This is a genomic window from Patiriisocius sp. 208BN25-11 (assembly GCF_058147145.1).
Genome location: NZ_JBYVJY010000011.1, coordinates 64,778 through 89,364, shown reverse-complemented (window position 1 = coordinate 89,364; position 24,587 = coordinate 64,778). Strand labels below are relative to the sequence as shown.

Sequence of the window (24,587 nt, the reverse complement as noted above, 5' to 3'; positions counted from 1 at the left end):
ACTCACTTGAATTCTAAAAAGTCCTTCCGGTCGAATGTTGGGACTTTTTTTATGCTTAAAATTTGACAACCTTCGTTCCAAACTGTTAAGGCTTTCTTAATTTGACAAGCTGGCATTACGGACTGCTCAAAAAACGGAAGGCGTAGATTAACAGTCTTTTATTGGCGTTGAAATACCTTTTTCCTGTTTTGTAGTGTGCTGACATAATTGCAGTTATATTGTTTTTTATTGATGATACAATGTTACGAGCAATGTGTGCGTAAGAAGTGCACAGTTATTATTAATCTAATAGTCTTTCAAAGAATTGATTTATTTCTACCATCAAGGATGTGAAATTGGAAGAGTCGTCCGCCTTAGTGTCAATAGTAGAAAGAACCTGATATGGAATAGAGATACAAACTTGAAAACCTAGAGATAAATAATAAAAAGTCCTGCCAGAATTAGTAAAATCGTTGTAATTAGATTTCTCACGCCAATCATATCCACTGACAAAATGGGAATCCAAAAACGCTTCGATGTTTGGCCACTTGTTTTTCTTTACTAGACCTGAATATTTCTCAAAATTTGCGGTAGTATTAATTTCAAGAACCTCAACAGAAGAATTGTAATTGATTGCACCCAGAAAGTTCCCTTGTATATGAGAAAATTTAATCTCGTTCGTTACATCTATATCGAAAGTGCCGAAACTGGTATTTATCTCCTTAATGTTTAGCCAGTCCCATTGATTATTGTAATAAACTGGCCATCCTTGTCCTTTTGTATTTGCAGGCCATAAAAAAACATCCAAGTATAAGGCATTTTTCCGCTGGTAAAACCACATTAAAATTTCATCTGCCCAATTCTTTTTAAACTTAAATCCTGAACGATTGGTTTTATTTAGTAATTCTAATTTTGACCCTGCACTTAAAATACAGGCTTCTAACCTTCGTATTCTTTTATCATTATCTACTTCATCAATAGATAAATTAACGAATGGCTCTACAGGCAGCCAATGAAGTTTGTGCTGTCGAATAAGGTTAATGAAGTTATCTGTAAAAACTGTTGGGGAAGTCGTAAACGCATTAAATGTATTAACCCTACTAATTTCTTCAAGCACTTGAGACCAAGAAACGCTTTTAATTTTTGTTAGTTTCTGGTCTATTTCTTTTTCAAATGCAACATATAGTTGATTGAATAATTGCTGTTTACAATTTTCGTTAGTACGCTTAACTTCAATCATAATTAGTATGTCACCAATACTTATTAATATATCTGTAACAGGGCTATAATTAGTATGCTGATTATAAGATAGGTGGAAGAAGTCGGATGTCTCTATCAATTCTTCTGTTAACATTATACCGTATACTCGACGCATACTTGTAGCCTGCAAATGAGTAGCAGATTTTTCAATATCTAAATGAACTTTTGACTCTCTAACTTTATTCGCTAGAAGATAGTTGTAATCTTGCTTTGAAATAATCAATTTCAAGAATTGATGCAAAAGAAGAGTGTCATTTTGTAAACATAAAACCAAAGCTCTACTGATATTTTTTTCTAAATATTCCGCAGAGTCGTTTTGGTTATAAAATTTAAAAAGATTAAGATGTCTATCCATACTAATTACTTCATCCCGCGTACTCGAGCATCATATAATTCGTTAAACCACATTGTTTTGAATAAAGAGTTTACTTTATCCTCGGTCATTTTATTGTAGAAATCGAGTTTTTTGTCAATGAAGTTTAATAGCTCATCATCTATCTCGTCGTTGAATTTATCTTTGATATTATCCTTAGAATTGGCTTGATTGAAAAATGACATCAACTCTTGATTTTGATAGATGTTTTCCTTCATTTTTCTAAATTCCACCTTGTCTTCTTCTGTGAGTTCAAGACCGTAGGTATCGTTAAGCACTTTGATAATTTTTGTTAAAAAATCGAATTCTTCATCTTGACCGCCGCCAGCTCCGCCTGGTTGTAAGCCTTCTTGTTTGCCATCACCAGTTTCTAAAGAGAGATTTGTTGTGTACTTGTGCTGAATCTTATAACTGTCCAATTCTACATCATTGACTACATCTAATGGTAAATTGCTTTTGGCATACGGTAACACTTTCAATAAAGCGTTTAAGAATACATATTGTTTTTCTAAATCTACATCTGTAAATGAAATGATTTGACTCAAAAAACGGTAAAACTTTATAAATGAGCGTGCCGCTGCCTTGAATTCGTTTTGGTCTTCTTCCTCTAACTCGTCTACAAAACGTGTAGAAATTCCTTGAAGAATAGGTTGCAGTTTTTCAAAATCATCATCTGTTGAGAAGAATATTTTCGCGAAAGCTTCTACCTCAGTTTCATAGTAGGCGTTGAATTGTTCAACTTGATTTAAACTGTCATAGACCGCATTTGGGTCTGTGAGATTTTCTTCTAGGATAAAGTTTTTGCCATAATATTGCTGAAAGTCTGCTTGTACATCTTCTGGGTCGTTTACAAAATCGAGTACCATCGTACTGTCTTTTCCTTTGTTACGACGGTTGAGACGTGATAAGGTTTGTACCGTACTGGTGCCGCCCAATTTCTTATCCACAAACATTGTGTGCATTAAAGGTTCATCAAAACCTGTTTGGAATTTATTAGCTACGATTAACAACCTGTATTTAGGTAACTTTAAAGCATCCGGAATGCTGATTTTACCACCTAAATCATTCATACTGGTTTCAGTGTATTCCTCTCCTGTATCATCATCACGCACAGTACCAGAAAAAGCAACTAGGGCTTCGTATGGTAACTTCATCTCACGCATAATGTCATCAAACTTTCGTTTGAAACGTACTGCGTGCAGGCGTGATTTGGTCACGAGCATTCCTCTTGCTTTCCCTTGTATTTGGTTTTGAGTTTCTGCCGCAAAATGCTCGAGTATGATGCGAGTCTTTTTTTCAATAGCGTGGTCTTGTAAGTCTACATAGTTACCCAGCACACGTACGGTTTTCTTTTTCTCGTACTCACTATCTTCTATGTCGCTGCGCTTTATAAGCTTGTAATAGCGTTTAAACGACATATAGTTCTCTAATACGTCTAGGATGAAGCCTTCTTTAATGGCTTGCTCCATCGAGTACACATCAAAAGGTGCTTTACCGCCATCTGGTTGTCTGGTTCCAAAAAGTTCTGTGGTTTTTGGCTTTGGCGTTGCTGTAAAGGCAAATTGCGAAATGTTAGGTTGTTGCCCTTTTTTCTCAATTTCTTCTGCGATGACCTCATCTAAATCTTTTCCTGGAGTATCTTTTTGTGCTGCTTCTTCTAGACTTAATGCCTTACGCATATGGCGAGAAGTTTCTCCGGATTGCGAGCTATGTGCCTCATCTATTATCACTGCATATTTTTGGTCTCGCTTCCGCGAAACTTCATCTGAAATGACAGGGAATTTTTGAATGGTTGTTATGATAATACGTGTCCCGTTTTCTATTTCTTTTTTAAGGTCTTGTGCCGTGGTCTTTTCATCCAGGTAGGCCACCATACCCGGAATGTTATCTAGCTGGCGGATGTTATCTTGAATTTGCTTATTTAAAACGCGTCTATCTGTTAACACAAAGATGGAATCGAATAATCCTTTTTGGTCGGTGTAGGTTTGATAGAAGCCGGAAAGACGATAGGCTAGCCAAGTAATGGTATTTGATTTACCTGAACCTGCCGAATGCTGAATGAGATAATTTTTACCCGTTCCATCTATTTTAAGTTGGTCTAGGATTTTGCGTACGGCTTTGAGTTGATGAAATCTAGGAAAAATTAATGCTGATGATTTCTTAGTATCTAGCTTCCTCGTTTTGGGATTGTACACCGTAGATTCATTTTCTTGCAAGTTTACATAGTTTTGCACAAGGTCCATTAGGGAATCTTTACGCAAAATATCTTCCCATAAATAGTACGTAGAAAAGCCCGTATTACTATTACTAAAATTAGTTAAACCTTTATTGAACGGCAAAAAGAAGGTGGATTTGCCCGCCAATTTAGTCGTCATAAAGACTTTTTCTGTACCTACCGCAAAATGCACGATACAGCGCTGAAACTCTAAAAGCGGTTCGCCTTTAGGGTCGCGGTCTTGCATATATTGTTTTATGGCATTGTGGTGGTTTTGTCTGGTAAGTGCATTTTTAAGCTCTGCCGTAGCTACTGGAATACCATTGATAAAAAAACCAAGGTCTATCTCATTGTTGTTCTTTTTGGAATATGCTAACTGGCGAATGATAGACAAACGATTTTCTTTATACCATTGCTCGTGTTCTGGTGTTTTGTTGTTTGCTGGCTGAAAGTAGGCAAGGTCTAACTTTATGCCATTCATTTTAATACCCTTGCGCAGTGTATCGAGTGTTTTATTGTTTTTAAGGCTCCTCTGAACACGCTCTATGATTTTATCATCTACTGCACTACCTAGTTGCTCTCGTAGATGGATATATTTTAAGCCTTGAGATAGATTGATAAAACTCAAAATCTCATTAGGGATAAGTGCTTTTTCTTTATCGTATTTTGAAGCTGGTACCAGATGGTAATCGTTTACACCACCTTCTTGCTTGCTTGCAGTAAGGTAGTGAACGATGTGGTCTTCAAAATGTATTTCTTTTGTGCCTCCTGCCATATACTTATGCGGTTTTAGGTTTCCAGTCTCGTACATCTATCTTGCCTGTAACGGCCTCGCTGATGATGGATTGACGGTATTCTTTTAGTTTTTGGATTGATTTCTCGAGGTTTTCAGATGTTCTTTTAATTCTGTTTATTCTAAAGTTGACCTCATTGAAAATTGAAACCTGCTCCTCTAATGATGGCAGAGGACAATAGATATCTCCTAAAATCTGAAGGTTAATACCGTCTCTTTTCTCACCACCACCCATATTGCGGATATTCAAATAATTCAACTCTAGCCACAACAATATAAATTCATTAAAAGCTTTTGTTTCTTGAATTGTAATTGCAGCCATAGATTGATTACAAGTAGCATCAAATTCTAACATCGCAGCCATACCTTTAGTCTTTCCTTGGCCAGCCAGAGCCGTCAAAATTGAACCCTTTTTCACCCACTTCGTACTACTATTTTCTAAGGCTTCTTCTGTAATAAATGCAGAAGCCTCTGTAATTCGTTTTTGATTTACAGTACCAGAATTTAACCAGGGTATAGTGCCATTTGTCCAAAAAGAATCATTTGTTGTACTAGGTGTGCCACCGGCAAATATTGATGCAATCCATTTCAACTTCACAACCTCCCAATGCTCAGGAATTTCACCCAACCATTCAATACCCGAATCTTTGAGTGGCGCGTTAGGGTTGAGGCCTTTTGTGACTGCCTCGTTAATGATGGCTTGTCGTTGCTCTTTGAGTTTTTCAATGAGTTGCTCTTTTTGAGCGATGATGCTATCTATAAGCCTGGTTTTGTGGTCTAAATAGTTTGCTATTTGGGTTTGTTCTTTTAATGAAGGTAAAGGTATTTTTATCTTTTCTTGGTCTGAAACATTAAAATTAGCAACGCCACCTCCACGTTTCATAATTGTCCAGGCGTGCTCCTTGTAAGCAAGAGAATTACATAAAAATTTTATAAATCTATTAAGAGCTTTTTTATTCAGTTTAATATGAGATAATGAGACATAAATTGCCATTTCTCTGTCATCTTCGTATATAGCAGTTTGCCCAATGTTAGAAACTCCTCCAACTCTTGCTTGTAATAAATCACCTCTTTCCAATTTATGATTAGCTGTAAGAGTTTTAAATAACTCATTAGTGACGAATTTCAAAGGCCTAAAAACAACTTTTTCTTCCTTAATATTTTGAGCGCTAAGAAATGGCATTCCAATCTCATCGGAATCTACATATTTTGGAGTGGCAGCGTGACCACACGTCATCAAAGTAGTTACATATTTAAATTTTATTGTTAACCAATCATTTGGAATGTCACCAATCCACTCGACACCGCTATCCTTATATGTTTCGTATCGCTTTATCATTAGGCTATCAAGTCTTTTAAGAGGTCTTTAATACTATGTTCTAGGTCAACAATCTCACTTTTAATTTCACTAGCCGGTCGTAAGGGTTTGTACTCATAGAAATATTTGGTAAAGTTGAGCTCGTAGCCTATACGTGTTTTATCATAATCTATCCAGGCATCTGGCACGTGTGGTTGTACCTCACGTTCAAAATAGGTTTCTACATCTTCGGTGAGCGGTACGCTCTCTGTATCACGCTTTTTACTGTCTGGTTTTGGGTTTCCGTTTTTATCTAAAAGTATATTGCCGTTATCATCGCGCTTCGGTTGCTCTACCGTGAGCTGGTAGTATCCAAAGTATTCGTTATCGTATATTTTACTGTATTCGCTTTCGCGAAAGCGTGTGTACTCGTCAAGCAATGCAGCAATGTGCTCGCTGGTGATTTCGTTACGCTTGTTACCCAAACTTTTTTTGTTGGGCTGGCAGAATAGGTGGCGTGTTTCTTCTTTTCCATTTACGGTTACAGTTTCAGTGGTGTTTCCATCAATGAGTTGAATTTTGCCTTTACGTTCCTTAGACTTTTTATTAGTTAAAAACCAGATGTAGGTATTGATACCAGTGTTGTAAAATAGGTCTTTAGGTAGGGCCACAATACACTCTAGCCAATCGTTTTCTATAATCCAGCGACGTATATCACTCTCGCCACTACCAGCGCTACCTGTAAACAGCGGTGAACCATTAGTTACTACACCTATGCGTGAGCCCTCGCGTTCCATTTTAGACAACATATGCTGTAAGAACAATAGCTGGCCATCGCTTACTCGTGGCGTGCCTGCATAGAAGCGACCTGCTGGATTTAAGGCTTCGTTTTCTATAAACTTTTTGTCCTTTTTCCAGGTCACACCGTAAGGTGGATTTGCCATCATATAATGGAAGGTCTTGCCTGCAAATTGGTCTTCGCTAAAGGAATTCCCGTGCTTGATGTTGTTTGCTTCTTCACCTGTAATTAAAGCCTCAGACTTGGCAATGGCATAAGATTGCTCGTTGAGTTCTTGACCATAGGTAACGATGTCTGGTTTGTGAGGACTATCAGCGCAAACCTGTTCTAAGATGTATTTTTTACCTAGATTGACCATACCACCGGTACCACAGGCTGGGTCAAAAATGGTACGTATGATTCCTGGTTGAGTAAGGGCTTCCTTTTCGCCAGCGAAAAGAAACGTATTCATAATTTCAATGACATCACGAGGTGTAAAGTGCTCTCCTGCAGTCTCGTTAGATTGCTCGTTTGAGATGCGTATGAGCTCTTCAAATACATAACCCATACCGTGATTGTCAATCGCCTCAGTATGTAGGTCTATTTTACAAATGGCATCTACCATCTCGTATAACAAACGGTTTTTAACCAATCGTGCTACGATTTTATCGAACTGGAAACTTTCTAAAATCTCGCGCACTTCTGGATTAAAGCCATTGAGGTAATTGTTGAAATTAATCTCTATGTATTGCGGCTCGTCTTTGAGTGAGTGTAAGGTATGCTTTGAAGTATTGTAAAACTTCAGGTTACCAGCTGCTTTGCGTAATACCGGTACAAGCTTATCGTCAGACAGTTTGTCTTTAAACTTATTATGTGCGTCACGAACCTTATCATTCACAGGCTCGAGAATACAATCTAAACGGCGTAATACGACAAAGGGTAATACGACATCGCCAATTTCATTTTTCTTAAAAGCATCACGAAGTACGTCGTCTGTAATCTGCCAAATAAATCCTACTTCTACTTTATTATTCTTATCACTCATTGTTTGTTATGCTTCTTTGTTGTTGTTTGACTTTGCAAATATGGGTTGTATGTGTGCGATGGTTGTGCACAGGTTAAAAATTTAAATAGTTTGAGACTTTATCGCCTTGATTATAAGCTACTTCATTTGCATTGTTGAAATCTATAATATTTTGAAAATCACTAATTAAATCATTAAATAGTTTATGGTTTTCACTGCTTGCGAGGCTTGAAAATGATATTTCAACACCTTTACTTAGCAAAACTCCTTTATCATTCCAATAATTAAATGTATCACCAGAATAAACTCGTTTATAGTTCGTGAGAATTGTTCTGTCGTGTCCTCTTCTTGTTTTTATAACGGTAACATTTGGTTTAATACCAGTACTATCTTTTAATCCTTTAATGATTGCTGTCGTAATTTCCTGGTCTGAGTAGGTTGTATATTGTGGGTTAATAAATACAATTGCATTTACTCTTACAAAAGATTTACTGCTTAAATTTCTTAAGCTCTCAATTGTATTTTGTATGGTTTCATCCCCATCCTTTTGTGCAAACAAATATGGGTCGGCGATAATTATATCGGTAAGAGGTAGAGAGATATCGGATATGTCATCCCAACAAGTAAATCCTTGTTCTCCTATTCTGTATTTTTTTTCAAAAAGATAATCGTCTTGATTAAAAAATAATGCTCGGATACTTTCGATTTCTTCACCAGGTTCTGCTATAACGACAGAACCAGTATTTTTTAATTTGGTTGTATCGTCATTGTCAATCCAATAAACAGAGGATAGCTGACTACTATCAAAAGTATTTGTAGTATTTGCTTTTAAAGCTCCAGAGGGAAATTCATTGTCAAATGTCGTATAGGTCGTTCCTACACCTTCTGTTAACTTTCTTGCTAAAGACATAAATTGGTCATTATCTCGCAGTTTGGTTTTAGGAAAATTAAAGTGTACGTTAAGTTGACGTTTTAGCAGCTGCATACAGTCTGAGAAGAATTCATCTTCATACCTGCTTAAAAATGCATTTAGATTTGTTTCGTTAATATATATATCCATCTTAAAACATATCAAATACTAGGTCTGCACTTACATCGAAAAAACCTGGACGGAATTCATTACTAAATTTACCATCTTTTCTGTATCTCATTTGGTAGGGTAAATCTCCCTTTTCTTTGGGAAAATAATATACCTTGAACGGATTGGTGTTGAGTTCGTCGTTTTCATCAAATTCTAATTTCTTAACCAGTGCCTGAGATTTTCTTATCAAATATTCTGAATGTGTTTCTACCAAGAAGTTAATATTGTATTTAGAAACACTTAGGAACAAATCACAAAGTTTAGATTGTAATCCTGGATGTAGATTGAGTTCAGGTTCTTCTATAAGCACCGTTGGAACATTTTTATTTTCATTCTTCTTATCAAAGAGAATAGTTGCCAGCTTTAAAATCAAACTCATTATCTGCAGCGAGCCCATTCCTTTGTCTGATAAGTGATTTTGAGCACCGTCCTCGGATATGTAAAACTCATAAGCTTCACCAGCATAAAATTTGATAGAAAAATCCTCACCCACTTCAAATTCCTTCATCCAATGCTTTACAAATTTTTTAGATTCTGCTTTATCATCTAAGCCGGCTTGCTTAAAATGATGTATAGCTTGTGCAAGGTCATTATTTTTGTCTCTCAATGCGAACAATGCCGATTGCTTACTTGGGTTTGCAGGTATATACTGAAAGTCTTGTGAATTGATGAGATTGCTAACTTTTTCTGCCCATCTTCTGAGCTTAGAACCATTCTGATATACCTCAATTGAATCTGGATTGAATTCGCTATCTGTGTTGTCCTTAGACTTCTCTATATCTTTTTTATATTGTATTTCATTAAAGTGAAGTACAATGGCAATGAACTCTTGAATCATAGTGTCTTCAGATAAGACAACGTTATATTCATCCTCGTCCTCTTCCTCGACATCATACATCTGACCAACTCGTAAGAATTGAAGTGGATAATTTACATTGTAATCATAAGATTCATCTTCTGTTTTTAAAGGAATAGATACTTCTATTTTATCAATTTGTTTCTTTAAGGAATTTCGTTTGTCGTTTAAAGTCAGGTATTCTTTTGAAGCTTTTGAGGGTAACTTTGAGATTTCTTCTTCAATGTCCTGCAAGTCTCCTGATAGTTCAACCATTGTATGCACTAAGTCTCTTTTGTTAGAATCAACATTTTTTTGAGTCTTTCTTAGATTGATATTCTTATTGGTATAATCTACTGTCAGTGATATACCTTCAACCTTATCCTCAACATCAAAAGACAAAACATTTGCTTTGGTTGAATTGTCTTTTCCAGAAATGACTACAGTAAAATAAATATTGTTTAGAGACAAGGTAAATTCAATCTGGTTAGATTCAGACTTGTTGTTCTTTGCTCTACCAAAGGTTACAATATTTGCATCTTCCAATACTGCACTATCAAAAGAAAATGTATTGTGAAGCTGCTCCTTTAGATAATCCATCATCAAAAGCTGAGCTTTGACCATTGTGGATTTACCAGAATTATTACGGCCTACCAGATATGTAATATCCCCAAATTTGAGGATTGGGAAATCCGGAAACCTCCTAAAGTTTTTAAATCCAATCCCTTTTGTTTGTTTACCTGTCTTCATAATGCAAAACTATTTTTTATGGATGCAGTGTATCTGCATTGTTATAATTGGCTCGCATTTGATTTATGCGTTCCGTTATTTTCGTTCTTAACTTCTGGGGCTCAATTACCCTCACTTTTTCTCCAAATTGTAATAATGTACTCTCTAACTCGTAATTCAGCATCACCGAGAGTTGAATAACTATTTCTGATTCATTTTTTGATATTACTCTTTGCGAACCGTGCATGGGTTTAGTCTCTATATACGGCCATAAACTTAAATCTATTTTTACCAGTACCTTTTCAACTTCATTCTCACTATCGTAGGTAACACCGAGTATATCCTCAAAATATTCACGGAAATCAATGTCCGTAGGAATATAGGTCTTGTTGACTTGTGTTATATCTTCGATTCTATCTAGTGCAAGGTTCGTTATGTTTTCATATTTTGGATTCCTACCAAAAATGAACCATCTGTTGTTGTATTGTTTGAGATAATAAGGGTGTAATTCAATGTCAATAGCGTTGTTCGATTTAAAGCTGTTGTAGTTAATCCCTAATACCTTTTTATTGGTAATCGCGTGGTACAATGGCTGGATAAATTCTTTTCCTTTCAGAAATTCATTTTCCTCAAATTCAATCACTTGATTTGCATCTGTGCCCAACTGAAATGATGCCTCTAAACGCGTTGCCATTCCTTGAATCCACTCAAATTGCGGTAAGCCTTTGAATCTGTTTAATGCAATTAAAGTCTCTTTAAGTTCTAGTGCTTCATCCTCGGTAAGAGGTTGATTATTGATAGAGAAATTTACATCATCGTAGTAGTAATATACTTTACGTCCAATCTTGTCTTTTTCAATGGGTGCATTGTATCCCGCTTCACTCATCATAAAGCTGATATCATCGTAAATCTGTCGCCTTTTTACACCTTCAGGATTTCCAGTATGATTATACAAAGCGGTTTGACACGCATCAATAAGGCCTTCTATGAAATAGTGCTTCGCTTTATTACGAAAACATCTATTTAATGCTTGATATCTTATTATTTGGTGTTTGCTTTGTGGCATTTATGATTACTGTTTTTTAGTTTAGATTTTCAATGATTTCTTTTTTAAGCCACTCAAAAGCTGCTTCTTGATTATAGGTTACTTCTGAACGAAGTAGTGCTTCCATATCTCCTGTGAAATCTGGGTTGTTTTCTTTTTCTTCTATGTTGATTAGAAACTCTTTTTGAGTAGGTACTTTACCCACAGAGAATTGCATATACGCATTATAGCATTGGATGATTTCATCAATATCTACTTGCTGATTTAAACGTGCATAATCCAAATCGAAGAGGTCTCGACCTTTACTTCTTTGATACAATGCACGTAGCTTCGTGCCTAGTAATTCGTTAATGCTATATGTTCGAATATTGGCTGAGCCTGAGAACCACTCGCTTTCTATTTGAAAAGGAAACTCTACCCAAGGCAATACATTAAAATGCTCTTTGCAGTTGATTTCTAGTTTGAGACGCAGCGGTATGTTTTCATATTCTGAGTTGAAACGATACAATGCTTTTGCTCCGTGTACGCCAATCTTAGTCCTTCTTTCCTGCTCAAAAAAGGTGATGACCTCACCAATACGTTTCAGAATTGGTTTAATAGGGCCTGGCTTTACTTGGACGAGGTCAATATCTTCAGAATATCGTGGTGCAGGATTGAGGTACAATTTGTGTAAAGCGGTACCGCCTCTAAACGCCAGGTTTTCATTTAAGAAGGGGTCTGAGAATATTTCTACAAGGGCTCTACTTATGATTAAGTCCTGCTCCACTTGGGAAAACACTTTCCAAGGTGCTTGTAATTGCCATTGCGCTATATAAGGTCTTGGAATCATAGGTCGCTTTCCATTTTAATATTTACATCCACTTTCCAACGATTATCTACTGCTCCAGGTTTCTCTTTAGACCTCGGACTCAAAAGGGTCGGGTAGAACTTTAATCGTTTGAGGTGGTCATAAAGTATTTCTATGTTTTGAGAATTTCCATCAACTTCTTCTAATATAAAGCCAAGGCGTTGCAATACACTCTTATGCGGATACCATTCTACTAACTTTAAAATATCCTCTTTAGTAATTACCTCGCTCAACTCTTCAATTACCGACAGCATTCGATTGATACCGCCTATTTTAGACTGATGGTATAGTAAATCGGCTGCTGTAAGAGCTGGGCTTGAAATATTGAACATTCCAGCATCACTTTTACGCATTATGATGTTTGCTTGTGGCCACTTTTGAGTGGTAATAAAGTCTATGTTAATATTATTACGTGATATATCTAGCAACGGCTTGCCATTGTTTATGACATATTCCTTTTGAATTTGTTGATGCGCGGCACCGTGAAAACGGGCGGCTGAATACAAACCAACGTAATAGTCTCGTTCCAAAAATTTATAAAGTTTATTGATGTACAACTCAATGGGTAGTTTACCCATCTTTGAATAACGCGGTGGAATAATCAAATAAAAATGATGCCGTAACGATAAAATGCTCCCTTTTTCAGTAGCGTATTTAAGGTCGCTTACTAATGAGGTTTCAGACTTATCTGCATACATCCTAACGACTTCATCATACGTAAAGGCATAATTTTCAAGTGATAATTGATTGTTAATAAAAGCTGATAAAGTCAATCTTAGTAAATTTTTAAGAAAGGTAGTAAAAATCACCCTTTTTCTCGAAAGTTTACTAAAGTATTTTATATTTAAATCGCTTTACATACATTTAAAATTTATTATGAACTCCTTTTTATTTGTTCCGATAACAAACAACGTTCTAAAACAGCTGAAGACTACTTTGCTGAAAAGTATCCCGAACACAAATTCCGAAGTGCCGGAACAAACAGTAAAATTTGCATAAAGGAAGGCACTACTGAATTAACTGAAGAATTATTAGAATGGGCAGACAAAGTCTTTGTAATGGAAAAGAAACATTTTGACCAGATTAAGAGACATACTGGGTCAACATATTATTCAAAGATTACAGTATTACAAATTCCTGATAGTTACAAGTACTATGATTCTGATTTGATAGCACTTTTAGAAGAGAAGATTGCTTTCTAAAATTACCATTATTAGTATGAATATCCTAAAGTGCATCAAAAAGACTATTATAATGGTCTTTTTACAAGTTCTTTTTCTCTTACCCCAACACAAAAATATTTTTCCATATAATACCTTATAATTCCTATCTTTAAAATCAGATTTTTGATAAGAAATAAACCCCAATGAAAAACTTCCTACGCGCCCTCCTCCAAATTATAGAAGAAGTCTACAATGCCTCTCGAAAAAGTAGCAGACCTAGAACCTGGCACCAGCATGTGGTGCCGTATAAAAAAGGTTGGGCGGTACGCCGTGAAGGAAACAAACGCGTGACCTCAGCACATAGAAAACAATCTACTGCCATTAATAAAGCCAAACGCATTGCCAAAAAACGCAACGCAGATGTCATTATCCATCGAGCAGATGGTACCATTAGAGATCGCATTAATTATGACTAGAAAGCCAAAACGGTAGTCTTTGTTGTGTAACACCTAGTTTTCTGGTGCGTCTTATATATACCACCAAAAACTACGTTATGAAAACTCTTTTCTCAAGTATTCTTGTATGCCTCCTGCTCTTTTCTTGTTCGACCGACAAACAACCCGATGTATCGTATACCTTACATCATAGCTTAAAAGACAGCACAGCAATCCTTACCATACAAGCCAGATGCAAAGCATCTGCGTCAGGAACTACCATACTTTTATTTCAAGACAGAGCTTGGGGAGAAGACAGTCTCCAAAACGTCATTACCTCTATGAAATTAAAAGATGTGCAAGGTGAAATTAAAAAAAATAGAGACAGTAATTGGATAGAAATACAACACCCAAAAGACCTCAAAACACTCACCTTCGAGTATACACTAGTACAAGACACAAAAGGACCGTTAACTTCTAGAAAAACCTACAGACCTATTGTACAACCCTCCTATTTTCACTTCTTTTCTCACAACGCTTTTGTGTTGCCAAAAGAACTTTCTACAGCAAAAAACACTCCCTTCTCTTTAGCATTAACATGGAAAACGTTTCCAGAAGACTTTGCCTTTCAAAATAGTTTTGGGGTGCAAGAGCGATCACAATACCTGCCTGCTATCACCGAATCTGAATTTCATAGCGCAGTATTTGTTGGAGGAGATTTCAGAATACACAAGATACCTATCGAAAATAACACGGTAGCCTTCGCCATTCGCGATACTTGGGAAACCATACCAAATGATTCTCTGTTGGTAAACCTTTTAGAAAAAACAGTACGCTCGCAAAGAGCCCTTTGGCAAGACCACACACAACCCTATTTTTCGGTTACCATGATTCCTACGGTTCAAGAGCGAGGCAGCAGTTTTCAGGGCACGGGCTTAACAAATTCCTTTGCCGTAAATGCTTCCAACAACAAATACTTAGAATTTGACGGTCTCATGTATTTGTTCAATCATGAGTTAATTCATAATTGGACAGGACATATCATCAAAAATGAGGACGAGGAAAGGCAATATTGGTTTAGTGAGGGATTTACAGAGTACTATGCGTTTAAAAATATTACGACCTCTAACATTTCAGAAAAAGACAAAAGCTACTTCATAGAAAATATGAATACCACCATTAAAAATCTATACACCTCTCCGGTAAGGGATATGCTCAATGCCGATTTTAATTACGAAAGCTTTTGGGCGGGTGGTATGGATATTCAAAAACTCCCCTACTACCGCGGCGCCTTGTTTGCCTTTTACCTTGACAATAAAATATATCAAGACAGCCAAGGAAAACAGTCTCTAGATGATTTAATGCTAGCCATTAAGGAAGATGCGCTGTCAAAAGATCAAAAAATAAACAGCGACTATTTCATACAAAAAGCCAATACTTTTCTCAGTGAGGATCTTCGTCCATTTTTTGACAAACACATCACCAACGGAATCCCTATGGATTTTGAAATGCTCTATACCGATTTTGGGTTTGCCTATGATCCCAAAGCCACTGTTTTTGATCTCGGATTCGAATTTACAGAAGATAAAAAAGGTATTGCAAGCATCGATGAAAACTCTAATGCCTATAAAGCTGGCTTGCGCAAGGGAGATGTGCTTACCGCTATAAGTTATTATATGGGAAGCACCGACTATAAAGCCGAATTTAAAAAGCTGGTGGGCACCAAAGAAGAAAAGGTAAGCTTCTACCCTGTTACAGAAGCAGCCATCCCTTTGCTAAAAGACACAGCAAAAAACAAGGAAAAGCTACCTTTTTAAAGAATATAATGCATTCATAATTAGCAGCTTATTGCATTTTTAATTTAAAAAAAACAACCTTAAAAGCCAAATTCTTTCTCAGCAACAGGATCACAAGCATCTACTTGCTGTATCGATTTTACATCTGTAACCACCCAGTGTTCTTCTAATAGAGAAGAATAACAAATTCTTATTTTTAAGTCATCGATGTATTTTTCAAACAGGCGCGTTTCTTGGTTCCATTTTAGAAAAATAAGGTTAATTTCTTCTTTAGGAGTAATCATTTCATCTCTAATATTCCCTGCCGTTCTAATCATAGAATAATCAATCTTAGCCTTGGGAGCTAAGGATTTCAAAACATCCTCCCAGCTGTTAAAATACATACTATCATTATAAATTTGATACGAATTAATTTTCGCCAATCCGTTACCACTATTCTTTAGTACAATCCCAAACCCCTTCGAATTATAACTCTTACCAATGGTAACATAAGGTAACATCGTAGCCTTTTGCTGCACACGCATAATACGCACTTCTTGTACAGAAATAAACAACGCACAAGCACTTAAAAAAACAGCACTCAAGGCAACAATTAAATTTATATTGGTCTCTTTTAATTTGGAAATAATTGTATGTAGTAGTTTCATAATAGTTCTATTTTTTTCTTCGGAAATGTTAGTTGATTTTATTTGTTGATGGTATGAAGAGGCGTTGTTAACAACCTAAGCTGCTTTAGTTTTTTTGCCCATAAGAAATCCAATCCAAAACGGCCAGACCCTTGTACCAAACTGTAGATAGCAACCCATAAAAAACCAAAAGCTGGCAACATCCCCCAAACACCCTGATCCCATTTTTGAAGAAAAATAGCTCCTAACATGGTGCAGCAAATAAAGAACGCTGCAAATCGAGTTTTAACACCTACTACCAATAACAAACCTCCAATAGCTTCACTCCCTGCTGCCATCCAGGCAAAAAACAAAGGAAACATGGCAAAGACACCTCCAAAATTAGCAACGTCATCTACAAACCAATTAGAAACTTCAAACAGCGAGAGATTTTTGTCAGATGGAGTCCAAGGCATTCCAAATTTTGAGGCCCCAAAGTCAAAGGCTAAAAGGAGACCGCAAATAATTCTAGGAATGGTTACCAATACATCACTTAGGATAGAAGTTTGTGTTACAGGTGTAATTAATTTTTCGAATACTTGTTTCATGTTATTATCATTTATTTGTTGAACAGTACAAAAGTGTAAAACAAACAAACAAAGTAGGATTCAAATCATTAAAACAGCGTCTCAAACACGAATTGAGACGTCTCAAAAATCATAAAATACTTATTTTGAGTTAGTTATAAATTGCGTAGGAGAACAGCCTTCTAACTTCTTAAAGACTCTATTAAAGGTGGGTTTGCTATTAAAACCGCATTCAAAAGCGATTCCAATTAAAGATAGGTCTGCTTGTTTATTAGCCAAGAGCATTTCTTTTACGGCAGCAATTCGATAACTATTAATGAAGTCATTAAATTTTAACTGAAACCCCTTGTTGATGACTTCAGATAATTCTTCTCGAGACATGCCCATTTGCTTAGCCAAAGTCACCAATGTAATATCGGGGTCCAAAAAAGACTGCTCCTTTTCAATAAAATCCGCTAAATGTTCCTTTTTTTTCAAAAGAGCAGTTGTTAGCGCTTCAGCTTTTTTCTCTGTTGCTATAACTTCTATTTTTTGAGAAGGTTGCTTATTAAAACTGAAATTTTCGTAAGAAAACCCTAGGTCTTTTAAAGATCCTACAGGTGTAAAATAACCTTTTATGGCAATGTAAATGATAGCAATTGCCGAAAAGAAATGATACCACCAAGATTGTATCCAACTTAATTCCACAATACTAGTATCTATAATACTTTGCACACTATTAAAGACAAACAAAAAGGCATAAACAATTAAAAAATTTCGCAACCATTTAAGCGCAACGGTGTGCGTGTTTGAAAAGAAATCTTGAATCTTATGTTTGTAGCTAAAATACATCTGAAAAGAAAGCACCAAGTAAACAACCATTTGCAACATCGAAAACAAACTAACAATAGGATTGAGATACGGCCATTGAAAATCTGTCACCATAGCACCGTTTTGAACTTCAGAAAAATTTGCAGAAGAAGCATCTGTAAAGTAGATAAATAATTTAATGCCTAGATAAACAAACCAAGGGATAAAATGCAACAAATCGCGCCTAGAAAACTTAAAAACACTACTGGTAACAGCCTTTACATAAAAATAGAGAAAAGGAGCTAGCACTAAAGAGAGTTCGAATAAAAAGTAATTAATTTTTGTGGTTCTATACGTGTCATACCAACTCATAAAACCTATAGTGTATGAGGTTCTATCATAGCAGGTAATTAAAATGATAAGCACTAACAGGAGATCAGATACTGCACGTTTTTTAATGTATCTTTTTAGCAACAAACCTGCAAAAAATAAGCCTTGTATGATAAGAATTAATAATGGCGTGCTGTATAAATTAAAATCTGGAAAGGCAGCTAAAAACATGTATGGAATTACTTTTATATTTTTTTATAAATGTAATTGAAATATTGATGAATTCTTATCATGTATTTTTGTTTAACTTTAACATAATTTAATTAAACAACCTGTATTTTTATAATTCATATAGGCAGTGTATTTTGCCTATAAAAAAAATCAAGATATGTTTGGATTGTTTAAAAAGAAAACTGAGAAAGAAAAATTGCAAGAGCAATATCAAAAACTCACCAAAGAGGCTTTTGATCTTTCTAAAACCAATAGAAAACTAAGTGATCAGAAAGCCTTTGAGGCCGAAGAGGTCATGAAAAAATTGGAAGCCATTAGTAAATCTTCTGCATAAATCATGGCAACTGCAGCTACTGTTTTTACAGAAAGAGAACTAGACCGCATTATTGAAATGGCTTGGGAAGACAGGACGCCTTTTGAAGCCATCAAATTTCAGTTTGGGGTACCCGAAAAGGAGGTCATAAAAATCATGCGCGGTACGCTTAAAGAATCGAGTTTTAAGCGTTGGCGCAAACGGGTCAATAGTGGCGTGAGCCAAAAGCATCTTAAAAAACGTAATCCAGACATCACTCGTTTTAAATGTACGCGACAACGCCAAATTACAGGCAATAAAATTAGCAAACGATAAATGCAATTATTTGATACAGACGAATTACTTTTCCCTTTGTCTTATGCTGAAATTTTACAACGAATAGATACATTAGATCCCGTAAACTATGGAGCTACTCGAAATTTCGTCAACGGCGCTGTTAGCTATTTGTCCCCATACATTTCAAGAGGTGTTATTTCTACCAAACAGGTTTTAGATCGTGTATTGGCTCGTGGCTATCAACCAGCTCAGATAGAAAAATTTATTCAAGAACTTGCTTGGCGTGATTACTGGCAACAGGTTTGGATTGCCAAAGGTGATGCCATCAATCAGGATTTAAAAAACACGCAACACCCCGTTGCAAACATGGCTATTTCAAAAGCCATTGTAGAAGGCACCACCGGCATTACCGCCATAGACGATGCCATCACGAATTTTTATAAAACTGGCTATTTGCATAATCACTTGCGGATGTACATTGCTGCCATTGCATGCAACATGGCGCAAAGCCACTGGAAAAGGCCTGCACACTGGATGTATTATCACCTACTCGATGCAGATTGGGCGAGCAATGCCCTCAGCTGGCAATGGGTAGCAGGCGCCAATGCCAACAAGAAATACGTAGCCAACCAAGACAACATTAACAAGTATTGTTTTAGTTCACAAAAAGATACTTTTTTGGATGTGCCCTATGAGGCTTTTGCTACCATGCCTATTCCAGAGGTTTTGCAAGAGACTACGCCAATAGAATTTAAAACGCCACTTTCTGACACTACAGAATTAAAGGTAGATGCAGCGCTTCCCACCTATATTTACAACAGTTACAATCTAGATCCCTTATGGGACGAAGAGGTCCATGCCAATCGTATTTTGCTGTTAGAACCTTCGCATTTTAACCAATATCCTGTATCACAGAAAAGCATAGACTTTATCACGAACATTTCCGAAGCAAACATTCCAAATATTCAAATCTATGTGGGCGAATTTCAAGAACTGCTTGCTGCGTATACCTTCGGAAACATTCATTACAAAGAGCATCCTTTAAATACCCATTACCAAGGCACCGAATCCCCAAGAGATTGGATGTTTGATGTGCAAGGCTACTTCCCATCCTTTTTTGGCTTTTGGAAAAAATGCAAAAAACAACTGCGCTATTGAAAAAACAAACCATCAATATCGTTTGGCTAAAAAGAGATCTACGCACCCAAGATCATGCACCTTTGTTTGCTGCCGAACAAACTGGAATCCCGTACCTCATTGCATATGCTTTTGAACCTTCCTTAATACACTACCCAGATACTAGCACAAGGCATTTGCAATTTTGCTATCACAGTATTCTTGCCATGAACAAGACGCTAGCATCATTTCAAAGAGAAGTGACTGTGTTTTACACAGAAGCAGCAGCAATGTTTGAATACTTGCAAGAACAATATGCAATACAACACATTTTTAGTTACCAAGAAAGTGGCACAAAGATTACCTACGATAGAGACAAAAAATTGGCGCGCTATTGTAAGCAACAAGACATTGTTTGGCAAGAGTTTCAGAGAGATGGTATTATACGAGGCATCACAAACAGAAACCAATGGAACACAAAATGGCATGCCACCATGCACCAGCCCGTCATTGTAAATCGGTACAGTACTGCATCACTAGAAACGCAAAAGCATCCCTTCCCGCTCCCAGAAGTCTTACAACATAAATGGAGTGCATACCCAAAACAATACCAACCCGCAGGAGAGCAAAACGCTTGGCGGTATATAACTTCTTTTGCCGAAAAAAGAGGCGCTAATTACCAAAAACACATCTCGAAACCTCATGAAAGTAGAACGGGTTGCAGCAGACTCTCCCCCTATCTCGCTTGGGGAAATATGAGCATTAAACAAGCTTTTCAATACATAGGAACGCATCCAAACGGAACGGCAAACAATCGCGCCTTCTCTGCCATGCTTACCCGCTTGCATTGGCATTGTCATTTTATACAGAAGTTTGAAGTGGAATGCCGCTATGAAACACATTGCATCAACCAAGGCTACGAACTATTACCGCATTTAAAAAACGAAGCCTATATCAAAGCCTGGAAAACAGGCGCAACAGGCTATCCATTAATAGATGCTTGTATGCGTGCGCTGGAAGATACGGGTTGGATTAATTTTAGAATGCGTGCCATGCTGGTTTCTTTTTTAACTTTAAATCTAGACCAAGATTGGCGTGAAGGCACCTATCATTTAGCGCGACTCTTTTTAGATTACGAACCTGGGATTCATTATCCGCAGTTTCAAATGCAGGCGGGCACTACTGGAATTAATACCGTTCGATTGTACAATCCTGTAAAGAATTCGCAGGAACACGATCCAGAGGGTGTCTTTATTAAAAAATGGATTCCAGAACTTCGAGAGGTTCCTATTTCTTACATTCATGCCCCTTGGGAAATGTCTGTAATGGAGCAAGAGTTTTGCGGCGTGTACATTGGCAAAGACTACCCTGCTCCTATTATACCACTGCAAGAAAGTGCTCGCAAAGCAAGAGAAAAAATTTGGGGACATAAAAAGCACCCTGCCGTACAAAAAGAGAAAAAACGTTTGTTACATACCCACGTAAATAGAACACACAATGATCTACACTAAAGAAGCCATTACTGCTATGGATCGCGTTGAGCGACTCAAGCTCATCAACTCGGTCACGGGTATCAAACCTGCCAATCTCATTGGGACCATCAATGATAAAGGGCAAACCAACCTTGCTATTTTTAGTTCAGTAGTTCATTTGGGGAGCAACCCGGCGCTTATTGGTTTTATTTCGAGACCTCAAACCGATGCTGTAGGACACACCTACAGAAACATTTTAGAAAATGGTTCGTATACCATCAATCATGTACATCCTTCTTTTGTAGAACGAGCACATTATACCTCAGCAAAATTTGAAGAGCACCTATCAGAGTTTGAACGCTGTCAACTTTCCGAAGCATACCACGACAATTGCAAAGCGCCTTTTGTAAAAGAAAGTACCTTTAAAATGGGCATGCGCTTTAAGGAAGCCATTGATATTCCTATAAACGGGACGGTATTGGTGATTGGCGAAATAGAACAACTTATCTTACCAGATGCTGCTGCTAGAGAAGAAGACATCAACCTTGAAAACACACATAGTGTGGGGATTTCGGGTTTAAATAGTTATTATTCTTTGCAAAAAATAGCGAGCTATCCGTACGCGAAGGTTTCAGAAACTCCCGATTTTTGCTCATGAAAAAAGAACATCTACCGCAAAAAATGTGTCCGGTATGCGAGCGTCCGTTTTCATGGCGCAAAAAATGGGAAAAAAATTGGGAAGAAGTGCGCTATTGCAGCAAACGTTGCAGTGCTAACAAATCAAAAAAGAACTCATAATTTATGGAAGTACAGCTTATTTTTCCGCATCAACTCTTTAAGGACTCGCCATTAGTGCGCGAGCATGCAACCATATACCTCGTAGAAGAATATTTGTTTTTCAAGCAGTATCCCTTTCACAAACAAAAAATTGCCTTTCATAGAGCGAGTATGCAATGCTATGCTGACCAACTTCGGAAATATGAGCACCTCACCCTGCATTATGTGAAAGCCATAGAAGAACGATCGGATATTCGGAAGCTCATTCCCGAATTGAAGCAACAAGGCATCACAAAAATTCAATACATTGACCCTACCGATTACTGGCTAGATAAACGTATACAGGAGGGTTGTGCAGCCCAGGAAATTTCCGTAGAGAAACTAGAGAATCCCTTATTTTTAAACACACCTACCGATCTCGCTTCATTCTTTAAACCCGAAAAAAAGAAATTTCACCAAACTACTTTTTACAAAGAGCAGCGTAAAAAAAGAGACATTTTACTGGAGTCAAATGGAGATCCAATAGGCGGAAAATGGACCTACGATACCGAAAACCGCAAAAAGTATCCTGCCAAGAAAACACCACCATCGATACAATTTCCAGACGTAGATGCGTATTACAAAGAGGCAAGTAGTTATGTAAACACACATTTTAAAGAGCACTTAGGGTCGCTCACAACATACGCCTTATACCCTACTAATTCAATAACAACAAAAGCTTGGTTACAACAGTTTTTTGAACAACGTTTCTTAGAATTTGGAGTTTATGAAGATGCCATTGTTGCCGAGCAATCGATATTAAATCATAGTGTGTTGACGCCAATGCTCAATGTAGGGCTAATAACTCCGGAAGAAATAATAGATTCCTGTTTAACATATGCCAAAGAAAACAACATTCCTATCAATTCTACCGAGGGTTTTGTGCGGCAAATTATAGGTTGGCGAGAATTTATACGAGGCATGTATGAAGCAAAAGGCTGCGAACAACGCACGCAGAACTTTTGGGGCTTTACCCGAAAGATTCCAGCTTCGTTTTACGATGGTACTACTGGCATTCCGCCTATAGATACGACTATAAAAAAGCTTTTAGAAACAGGGTATTGCCATCATATAGAACGCCTTATGGTGTTGGGGAATTTTATGGTCTTATGCGAATTTGATCCAAAAGAAGTCTACCGTTGGTTCATGGAATTGTTTATTGACGCGTACGATTGGGTAATGGTGCCTAATGTGTATGGTATGAGTCAGTTTTCAGATGGTGGCTTATTTGCAACCAAACCGTATATAAGTGGCAGTAATTATTTAATGAAAATGAGTAATTACAAAAAAGGAGATTGGCAAGCCACCTGGGACGGACTGTTTTGGAATTTTATGGACAAGCACCGTGAATTTTTCTTAAAAAACCCTAGACTCTCCATGCTGGTAAGAATGTATGACAAGATGCCTCCTGAAAAGAAAGTAACGCATGTGCAAAACGCAGAAGCTTATCTTACTAGTTTAGATGAAACATAAAAAGTACAAGATGAAACCCAAAAAGGAAGGTCCAAGCAAGAGTTCGGATCCAATTTTTACGCACTAATGCAGCCAGCATACCGTCATCAATACGACCTTTAGAAATATTTTGATGAATGGGTACAAATTGCATTGCTGTACTTAGCCATAGAAAACCTATAATCAAAAGCGTTGTGATATGCGAAATCGTTATCTCATTAAAAAGAGCATACACCGCCATTGCTAATTGCGCAATCATTAAGGGGCCTACAATGCTCCCAATCCGTGCAGTGTATTTTCGATGCCAAATCACTAACGCTTCTTTTGAATAATACGAAAAACTAGGATATACAAGCCGCTGGATTATCCAAATTAAAACAACCAATCCGAAATCAATGACTAGTTGCGCGGTGGCAAAAGTCATTTTAGATGCTTGGTAATTTTAGAACTCATGGGCTTTGTGATAGAAAAATAGTAGTCGATGAGCTTTCCTTCTGGACTTACCAGATATTTCTGAAAATTCCATTTCACACTAGAATTCTTTTTACCATTGAGCTCACGAGAAGTAAGCCAATGGTATAGCGGATGCTGAGAAGGCCCTTTCACTTTTATTTTTTCGGTAATTGGGAAGCTAACACCATAATTAACCTCACAAAAACTTTGGATATCGCTAGCATCTCCGGGCTCCTGACTCCCAAACTGATTACAAGGAACTCCTATGACCACTAAAGAATCTTTGTAGGTATCACTCAGTTTTTGCAGGTCTTTGTATTGTCCTGTAAATCCGCATTGAGAAGCTACATTGACAAAAAAGATGTACTTTCCTTTAAAATCGGATAAAGCAATTGGTTTGTTTTGCAGGCTTTGTATAGCTATATCATAGATAGAAGGAAGGCTTTTTTCTTTAGAAAGACTTCGATTTTTGTTTGGGATATCTAGATTCATGTTAGG

The 24,587-nt window shown here is 37.0% G+C and carries 23 protein-coding genes; 9 read left to right on the top strand and 14 right to left on the bottom strand.

The window, feature by feature from the left end; translation table 11 throughout:
- Window positions 1–280: 280 nt before the first annotated feature.
- The 9 genes from ACY2RS_RS12490 to ACY2RS_RS12450 form a co-directional block, all read right to left on the bottom strand.
- The gene (locus ACY2RS_RS12490; RefSeq protein ID WP_490098997.1) at window positions 281–1,594 is read right to left on the bottom strand and encodes a hypothetical protein; all 1,314 of its coding nucleotides are present in this window, start codon (window positions 1,592–1,594) and stop codon (window positions 281–283) included.
- Window positions 1,595–1,599: 5 nt separating this feature from the next.
- Window positions 1,600–4,602 carry a type I restriction endonuclease subunit R gene (locus ACY2RS_RS12485; protein WP_490098996.1) on the bottom strand — a complete coding sequence of 1,001 codons (3,003 nt, stop codon included), beginning with the start codon at window positions 4,600–4,602 and terminating at the stop codon, window positions 1,600–1,602.
- Between the two features lie 4 nt (window positions 4,603–4,606).
- A complete protein-coding gene (locus tag ACY2RS_RS12480; protein WP_490098995.1) occupies window positions 4,607–5,959 on the bottom strand; it encodes a restriction endonuclease subunit S in 1,353 nt (450 codons plus the stop codon).
- On the bottom strand, window positions 5,959–7,740 hold the full coding sequence (locus ACY2RS_RS12475; RefSeq protein WP_490098994.1) for a type I restriction-modification system subunit M: 1,782 nt from the start codon (window positions 7,738–7,740) through the stop codon (window positions 5,959–5,961). Before ACY2RS_RS12475 ends, ACY2RS_RS12480 begins: the two co-directional genes overlap by 1 nt.
- A 73-nt stretch (window positions 7,741–7,813) precedes the next feature.
- Window positions 7,814–8,779: a hypothetical protein gene (locus ACY2RS_RS12470; protein WP_490098993.1), complete on the bottom strand. Its 966-nt coding sequence runs from the start codon at window positions 8,777–8,779 to the stop codon at window positions 7,814–7,816.
- 1 nt (window position 8,780) lies between these two features.
- Window positions 8,781–10,385, bottom strand: a complete 1,605-nt coding sequence (locus tag ACY2RS_RS12465; RefSeq protein WP_490098992.1) for an AAA family ATPase — start codon at window positions 10,383–10,385, stop codon at window positions 8,781–8,783.
- Between the two features lie 16 nt (window positions 10,386–10,401).
- Window positions 10,402–11,430 (bottom strand): helix-turn-helix transcriptional regulator, encoded by a 1,029-nt coding sequence (locus ACY2RS_RS12460; RefSeq protein WP_490098991.1) that lies wholly within the window; start codon window positions 11,428–11,430, stop codon window positions 10,402–10,404.
- A 16-nt stretch (window positions 11,431–11,446) separates the two neighbouring features.
- The gene (locus ACY2RS_RS12455; protein ID WP_490098990.1) at window positions 11,447–12,238 is read right to left on the bottom strand and encodes a nucleotidyl transferase AbiEii/AbiGii toxin family protein; all 792 of its coding nucleotides are present in this window, start codon (window positions 12,236–12,238) and stop codon (window positions 11,447–11,449) included.
- A complete protein-coding gene (locus tag ACY2RS_RS12450) occupies window positions 12,235–13,029 on the bottom strand; it encodes a type IV toxin-antitoxin system AbiEi family antitoxin (RefSeq protein ID WP_490098989.1) in 795 nt (264 codons plus the stop codon). The genes ACY2RS_RS12455 and ACY2RS_RS12450 overlap by 4 nt, the downstream gene beginning before the upstream one ends.
- Before the next feature lie 593 nt (window positions 13,030–13,622).
- Between ACY2RS_RS12450 and ACY2RS_RS12445 the strand changes: the two genes are divergently transcribed.
- Window positions 13,623–13,895 carry a DUF2188 domain-containing protein gene (locus ACY2RS_RS12445; protein ID WP_490098988.1) on the top strand — a complete coding sequence of 91 codons (273 nt, stop codon included), beginning with the start codon at window positions 13,623–13,625 and terminating at the stop codon, window positions 13,893–13,895.
- Between the two features lie 77 nt (window positions 13,896–13,972).
- Window positions 13,973–15,670: a M61 family metallopeptidase gene (locus ACY2RS_RS12440; protein WP_490098987.1), complete on the top strand. Its 1,698-nt coding sequence runs from the start codon at window positions 13,973–13,975 to the stop codon at window positions 15,668–15,670.
- Between the two features lie 59 nt (window positions 15,671–15,729).
- Here ACY2RS_RS12440 and ACY2RS_RS12435 read toward each other — a convergent pair whose 3' ends face one another.
- The 3 genes from ACY2RS_RS12435 to ACY2RS_RS12425 all read right to left on the bottom strand — a co-directional run bounded on the left by ACY2RS_RS12435 (window position 15,730) and on the right by ACY2RS_RS12425 (window position 18,191).
- On the bottom strand, window positions 15,730–16,296 hold the full coding sequence (locus ACY2RS_RS12435; protein WP_490098986.1) for a DUF8453 domain-containing protein: 567 nt from the start codon (window positions 16,294–16,296) through the stop codon (window positions 15,730–15,732).
- Between the two features lie 38 nt (window positions 16,297–16,334).
- Window positions 16,335–16,862, bottom strand: a complete 528-nt coding sequence (locus ACY2RS_RS12430; protein WP_490098985.1) for a DoxX family protein — start codon at window positions 16,860–16,862, stop codon at window positions 16,335–16,337.
- Between the two features lie 120 nt (window positions 16,863–16,982).
- On the bottom strand, window positions 16,983–18,191 hold the full coding sequence (locus ACY2RS_RS12425; RefSeq protein WP_490098984.1) for a helix-turn-helix domain-containing protein: 1,209 nt from the start codon (window positions 18,189–18,191) through the stop codon (window positions 16,983–16,985).
- 157 nt (window positions 18,192–18,348) lie between these two features.
- On the opposite strand from ACY2RS_RS12425, the gene ACY2RS_RS12420 reads away from it, so the two are divergent.
- The 7 genes from ACY2RS_RS12420 to ACY2RS_RS12390 are packed head-to-tail and all read left to right on the top strand — an operon-like array spanning window position 18,349 to window position 23,657.
- A complete protein-coding gene (locus ACY2RS_RS12420) occupies window positions 18,349–18,525 on the top strand; it encodes a Lacal_2735 family protein (protein WP_490098983.1) in 177 nt (58 codons plus the stop codon).
- 3 nt (window positions 18,526–18,528) lie between these two features.
- Entirely contained in the window at window positions 18,529–18,819 is a 291-nt protein-coding gene (locus ACY2RS_RS12415) for a TIGR03643 family protein (RefSeq protein WP_490098982.1), read from the top strand.
- Window positions 18,820–19,938 carry an FAD-binding domain-containing protein gene (locus ACY2RS_RS12410; protein ID WP_490098981.1) on the top strand — a complete coding sequence of 373 codons (1,119 nt, stop codon included), beginning with the start codon at window positions 18,820–18,822 and terminating at the stop codon, window positions 19,936–19,938.
- Window positions 19,914–21,407, top strand: a complete 1,494-nt coding sequence (locus tag ACY2RS_RS12405) for a cryptochrome/deoxyribodipyrimidine photo-lyase family protein (protein ID WP_490098980.1) — start codon at window positions 19,914–19,916, stop codon at window positions 21,405–21,407. The genes ACY2RS_RS12410 and ACY2RS_RS12405 overlap by 25 nt, the downstream gene beginning before the upstream one ends.
- Entirely contained in the window at window positions 21,394–22,026 is a 633-nt protein-coding gene (locus ACY2RS_RS12400; RefSeq protein ID WP_490098979.1) for a flavin reductase family protein, read from the top strand. Before ACY2RS_RS12405 ends, ACY2RS_RS12400 begins: the two co-directional genes overlap by 14 nt.
- Window positions 22,023–22,166 (top strand): DUF2256 domain-containing protein, encoded by a 144-nt coding sequence (locus ACY2RS_RS12395; protein ID WP_490098978.1) that lies wholly within the window; start codon window positions 22,023–22,025, stop codon window positions 22,164–22,166. The genes ACY2RS_RS12400 and ACY2RS_RS12395 overlap by 4 nt, the downstream gene beginning before the upstream one ends.
- A gap of 3 nt (window positions 22,167–22,169) precedes the next feature.
- Window positions 22,170–23,657: a cryptochrome/photolyase family protein gene (locus ACY2RS_RS12390; protein WP_490098977.1), complete on the top strand. Its 1,488-nt coding sequence runs from the start codon at window positions 22,170–22,172 to the stop codon at window positions 23,655–23,657.
- Here ACY2RS_RS12390 and ACY2RS_RS12385 read toward each other — a convergent pair.
- Together ACY2RS_RS12385 and ACY2RS_RS12380 are read right to left on the bottom strand one after the other, a co-directional pair.
- Complete coding sequence (locus ACY2RS_RS12385) at window positions 23,638–24,060, bottom strand: hypothetical protein (protein ID WP_490098976.1); 423 nt, start codon at window positions 24,058–24,060, stop codon at window positions 23,638–23,640. The genes ACY2RS_RS12390 and ACY2RS_RS12385 overlap by 20 nt on opposite strands.
- Window positions 24,057–24,581: a glutathione peroxidase gene (locus ACY2RS_RS12380; protein ID WP_490098975.1), complete on the bottom strand. Its 525-nt coding sequence runs from the start codon at window positions 24,579–24,581 to the stop codon at window positions 24,057–24,059. Before ACY2RS_RS12380 ends, ACY2RS_RS12385 begins: the two co-directional genes overlap by 4 nt.
- Window positions 24,582–24,587 lie beyond the last annotated feature (6 nt).

Bases quoted from the DNA above. Each gene is read 5' to 3' on its own strand.
- ACY2RS_RS12455 (WP_490098990.1), bottom strand. From the start codon at position 12,238: ATGATTCCAAGACCTTATATAGCGCAATGGCAATTACAAGCACCTTGG.
- ACY2RS_RS12440 (WP_490098987.1), top strand. From the start codon at position 13,973: ATGAAAACTCTTTTCTCAAGTATTCTTGTATGCCTCCTGCTCTTTTCT.
- ACY2RS_RS12480 (WP_490098995.1), bottom strand. From the start codon at position 5,959: ATGATAAAGCGATACGAAACATATAAGGATAGCGGTGTCGAGTGGATT.
- ACY2RS_RS12485 (WP_490098996.1), bottom strand. From the start codon at position 4,602: ATGGCAGGAGGCACAAAAGAAATACATTTTGAAGACCACATCGTTCAC.
- ACY2RS_RS12380 (WP_490098975.1), bottom strand. From the start codon at position 24,581: ATGAATCTAGATATCCCAAACAAAAATCGAAGTCTTTCTAAAGAAAAA.
- ACY2RS_RS12435 (WP_490098986.1), bottom strand. From the start codon at position 16,296: ATGAAACTACTACATACAATTATTTCCAAATTAAAAGAGACCAATATA.
- ACY2RS_RS12385 (WP_490098976.1), bottom strand. From the start codon at position 24,060: ATGACTTTTGCCACCGCGCAACTAGTCATTGATTTCGGATTGGTTGTT.
- ACY2RS_RS12470 (WP_490098993.1), bottom strand. From the start codon at position 8,779: ATGGATATATATATTAACGAAACAAATCTAAATGCATTTTTAAGCAGG.
- ACY2RS_RS12425 (WP_490098984.1), bottom strand. From the start codon at position 18,191: ATGTTTTTAGCTGCCTTTCCAGATTTTAATTTATACAGCACGCCATTA.
- ACY2RS_RS12460 (WP_490098991.1), bottom strand. From the start codon at position 11,430: ATGCCACAAAGCAAACACCAAATAATAAGATATCAAGCATTAAATAGA.
- ACY2RS_RS12395 (WP_490098978.1), top strand. From the start codon at position 22,023: ATGAAAAAAGAACATCTACCGCAAAAAATGTGTCCGGTATGCGAGCGT.
- ACY2RS_RS12490 (WP_490098997.1), bottom strand. From the start codon at position 1,594: ATGGATAGACATCTTAATCTTTTTAAATTTTATAACCAAAACGACTCT.
- ACY2RS_RS12390 (WP_490098977.1), top strand. From the start codon at position 22,170: ATGGAAGTACAGCTTATTTTTCCGCATCAACTCTTTAAGGACTCGCCA.
- ACY2RS_RS12420 (WP_490098983.1), top strand. From the start codon at position 18,349: ATGTTTGGATTGTTTAAAAAGAAAACTGAGAAAGAAAAATTGCAAGAG.
- ACY2RS_RS12430 (WP_490098985.1), bottom strand. From the start codon at position 16,862: ATGAAACAAGTATTCGAAAAATTAATTACACCTGTAACACAAACTTCT.
- ACY2RS_RS12405 (WP_490098980.1), top strand. From the start codon at position 19,914: ATGCAAAAAACAACTGCGCTATTGAAAAAACAAACCATCAATATCGTT.
- ACY2RS_RS12410 (WP_490098981.1), top strand. From the start codon at position 18,820: ATGCAATTATTTGATACAGACGAATTACTTTTCCCTTTGTCTTATGCT.
- ACY2RS_RS12400 (WP_490098979.1), top strand. From the start codon at position 21,394: ATGATCTACACTAAAGAAGCCATTACTGCTATGGATCGCGTTGAGCGA.
- ACY2RS_RS12415 (WP_490098982.1), top strand. From the start codon at position 18,529: ATGGCAACTGCAGCTACTGTTTTTACAGAAAGAGAACTAGACCGCATT.
- ACY2RS_RS12475 (WP_490098994.1), bottom strand. From the start codon at position 7,740: ATGAGTGATAAGAATAATAAAGTAGAAGTAGGATTTATTTGGCAGATT.
- ACY2RS_RS12445 (WP_490098988.1), top strand. From the start codon at position 13,623: ATGAAAAACTTCCTACGCGCCCTCCTCCAAATTATAGAAGAAGTCTAC.
- ACY2RS_RS12465 (WP_490098992.1), bottom strand. From the start codon at position 10,385: ATGAAGACAGGTAAACAAACAAAAGGGATTGGATTTAAAAACTTTAGG.